The following is a 3,121-nucleotide window of genomic DNA, read 5'->3' as shown; positions in this document are numbered from 1 at the left end:
TGTTCGGGATGGGAACGGGTGTGACCTTTTCGCTATCGCCACTAGACCTATTTTGTTGAGGTTTGTTCCCTCAAAACTAGATAATGCTGAAGAAGTCTTTCGAGTAATCGTATTAAATGTGGTTAAGTCCTCGACCGATTAGTATTTGTCAGCTCCACGTGTCGCCACGCTTCCACCTCAAACCTATCAACCTGATCATCTTTCAGGGGTCTTACTAGCTTGACGCTATGGGAAATCTCATCTCGAGGGGGGCTTCATGCTTAGATGCTTTCAGCACTTATCCCGTCCGCACATAGCTACCCAGCTATGCCTTTGGCAAGACAACTGGTACACCAGCGGTGCGTCCATCCCGGTCCTCTCGTACTAAGGACAGCTCCTCTCAAATTTCCTGCGCCCACGACGGATAGGGACCGAACTGTCTCACGACGTTCTGAACCCAGCTCGCGTACCGCTTTAATGGGCGAACAGCCCAACCCTTGGGACCGACTACAGCCCCAGGATGCGATGAGCCGACATCGAGGTGCCAAACCTCCCCGTCGATGTGGACTCTTGGGGGAGATAAGCCTGTTATCCCCGGGGTAGCTTTTATCCGTTGAGCGATGGCCCTTCCATGCGGAACCACCGGATCACTAAGCCCGACTTTCGTCCCTGCTCGACTTGTAGGTCTCGCAGTCAAGCTCCCTTATGCCTTTACACTCTTCGAATGATTTCCAACCATTCTGAGGGAACCTTTGGGCGCCTCCGTTACTCTTTAGGAGGCGACCGCCCCAGTCAAACTGCCCACCTGACACTGTCTCCCGCCCCGATCAGGGGCGCGGGTTAGAATTTCAATACAGCCAGGGTAGTATCCCACCGATGCCTCCACCGAAGCTGGCGCTCCGGCTTCCAAGGCTCCTACCTATCCTGTACAAGCTGTACCGAAATTCAATATCAGGCTACAGTAAAGCTCCACGGGGTCTTTCCGTCCTGTCGCGGGTAACCTGCATCTTCACAGGTACTATAATTTCACCGAGTCTCTCGTTGAGACAGTGCCCAGATCGTTACGCCTTTCGTGCGGGTCGGAACTTACCCGACAAGGAATTTCGCTACCTTAGGACCGTTATAGTTACGGCCGCCGTTTACTGGGGCTTCAATTCAGAGCTTCGCTTGCGCTAACCCCTCCTCTTAACCTTCCAGCACCGGGCAGGCGTCAGCCCCTATACTTCGCCTTGCGGCTTCGCAGAGACCTGTGTTTTTGCTAAACAGTCGCCTGGGCCTATTCACTGCGGCTCATCCGGGCTATTCACCCAAATGAGCACCCCTTCTCCCGAAGTTACGGGGTGATTTTGCCGAGTTCCTTAACGAGAGTTCTCTCGCTCACCTTAGGATTCTCTCCTCGCCTACCTGTGTCGGTTTGCGGTACGGGCACCTTTTCCCTCGCTAGAGGCTTTTCTTGGCAGTGTGGATTCAGGAACTTCGGTACTATATTTCCCTCGCCGTCACAGCTCAGCCTTCACGCAAGCGGGATTTGCCTCGCTTGCAGCCTAACTGCTTGGACGCGCTATTCCAGCAGCGCGCTTACCCTATCCTCCTGCGTCCCCCCATTGCTCAAACGGTAAAGAGGTGGTACAGGAATATCAACCTGTTGTCCATCGCCTACGCTTTTCAGCCTCGGCTTAGGCCCCGACTAACCCTGAGCGGACGAGCCTTCCTCAGGAAACCTTAGGCATTCGGTGGATGGGATTCTCACCCATCTTTCGCTACTCATACCGGCATTCTCACTTCTAAGCGCTCCACCAGTCCTTACGGTCTAGCTTCAACGCCCTTAGAACGCTCTCCTACCACTGACATCGTAGATGTCAATCCACAGCTTCGGTGATACGTTTAGCCCCGGTACATTTTCGGCGCAGAGTCACTCGACCAGTGAGCTATTACGCACTCTTTAAATGGTGGCTGCTTCTAAGCCAACATCCTGGTTGTCTAAGCAACTCCACATCCTTTTCCACTTAACGTATACTTTGGGACCTTAACTGGTGGTCTGGGCTGTTTCCCTCTTGACTACGGATCTTATCACTCGCAGTCTGACTCCCATGGATAAATCTTTGGCATTCGGAGTTTGTCTGAATTCGGTAACCCGATGAGGGCCCCTAGTCCAAACAGTGCTCTACCTCCAAGATTCTAACAACATGAGGCTAGCCCTAAAGCTATTTCGGAGAGAACCAGCTATCTCCAAGTTCGATTGGAATTTCTCCGCTACCCACACCTCATCCCCGCACTTTTCAACGTGCGTGGGTTCGGTCCTCCATCCAGTGTTACCTGGACTTCAACCTGGACATGGGTAGGTCACCTGGTTTCGGGTCTACGACCACATACTAATACGCCCTATTCAGACTCGCTTTCGCTGCGGCTCCGTCTATTCAACTTAACCTCGCATGTAATCGTAACTCGCCGGTTCATTCTACAAAAGGCACGCCATCACCCGTTAAAGGGCTCTGACTACTTGTAGGCACACGGTTTCAGGAACTATTTCACTCCCCTTCCGGGGTGCTTTTCACCTTTCCCTCACGGTACTGGTTCACTATCGGTCACTAGGGAGTATTTAGCCTTGGGAGATGGTCCTCCCTGCTTCCGACGGGATTTCACGTGTCCCGCCGTACTCAGGATCCACTCTGGAGGGAACGAAGTTTCAACTACAGGGCTTTTACCTTCTATGGCCGGCCTTTCCAGACCTGTTCATTTACCTCGTTCCTTTGTAACTCCGTGTAGAGTGTCCTACAACCCCAAGAGGCAAGCCTCTTGGTTTGGGCTAATCCCGTTTCGCTCGCCGCTACTCAGGGAATCGCGTTTGCTTTCTCTTCCTCCGGGTACTTAGATGTTTCAGTTCCCCGGGTCTGCCTTCAATACCCTATGTATTCAGGTAAAGATACTGTTCCATTACGAACAGTGGGTTCCCCCATTCGGAAATCTCCGGATCAAAGCTTACTTACAGCTCCCCGAAGCATATCGGTGTTAGTCCCGTCCTTCATCGGCTCCTAGTGCCAAGGCATTCACCGTGCGCCCTTATTAACTTAACCATAAAAATGGTTTCTCTATAAATAGAGAGAAATACTAAAATGGCGATTACTCGGTTATTGCTTCTTCA

General features: G+C 52.1%; 1 rRNA gene. It reads right to left on the bottom strand.

The annotated features are described in order from the left end of the window. Positions 1–118: 118 nt before the first annotated feature. Positions 119–3,053: ribosomal RNA gene (locus tag V7122_RS10625) — 23S ribosomal RNA — on the bottom strand. Between the last annotated feature and the right edge of the window lie 68 nt (positions 3,054–3,121).

It is taken from the genome of Bacillus sp. JJ1532 (assembly GCF_036965085.1).
Taxonomy (GTDB): Bacteria; Bacillota; Bacilli; order Bacillales; family Cytobacillaceae; genus Cytobacillus.
This window is presented reverse-complemented; position numbering and strand designations above follow the sequence as displayed.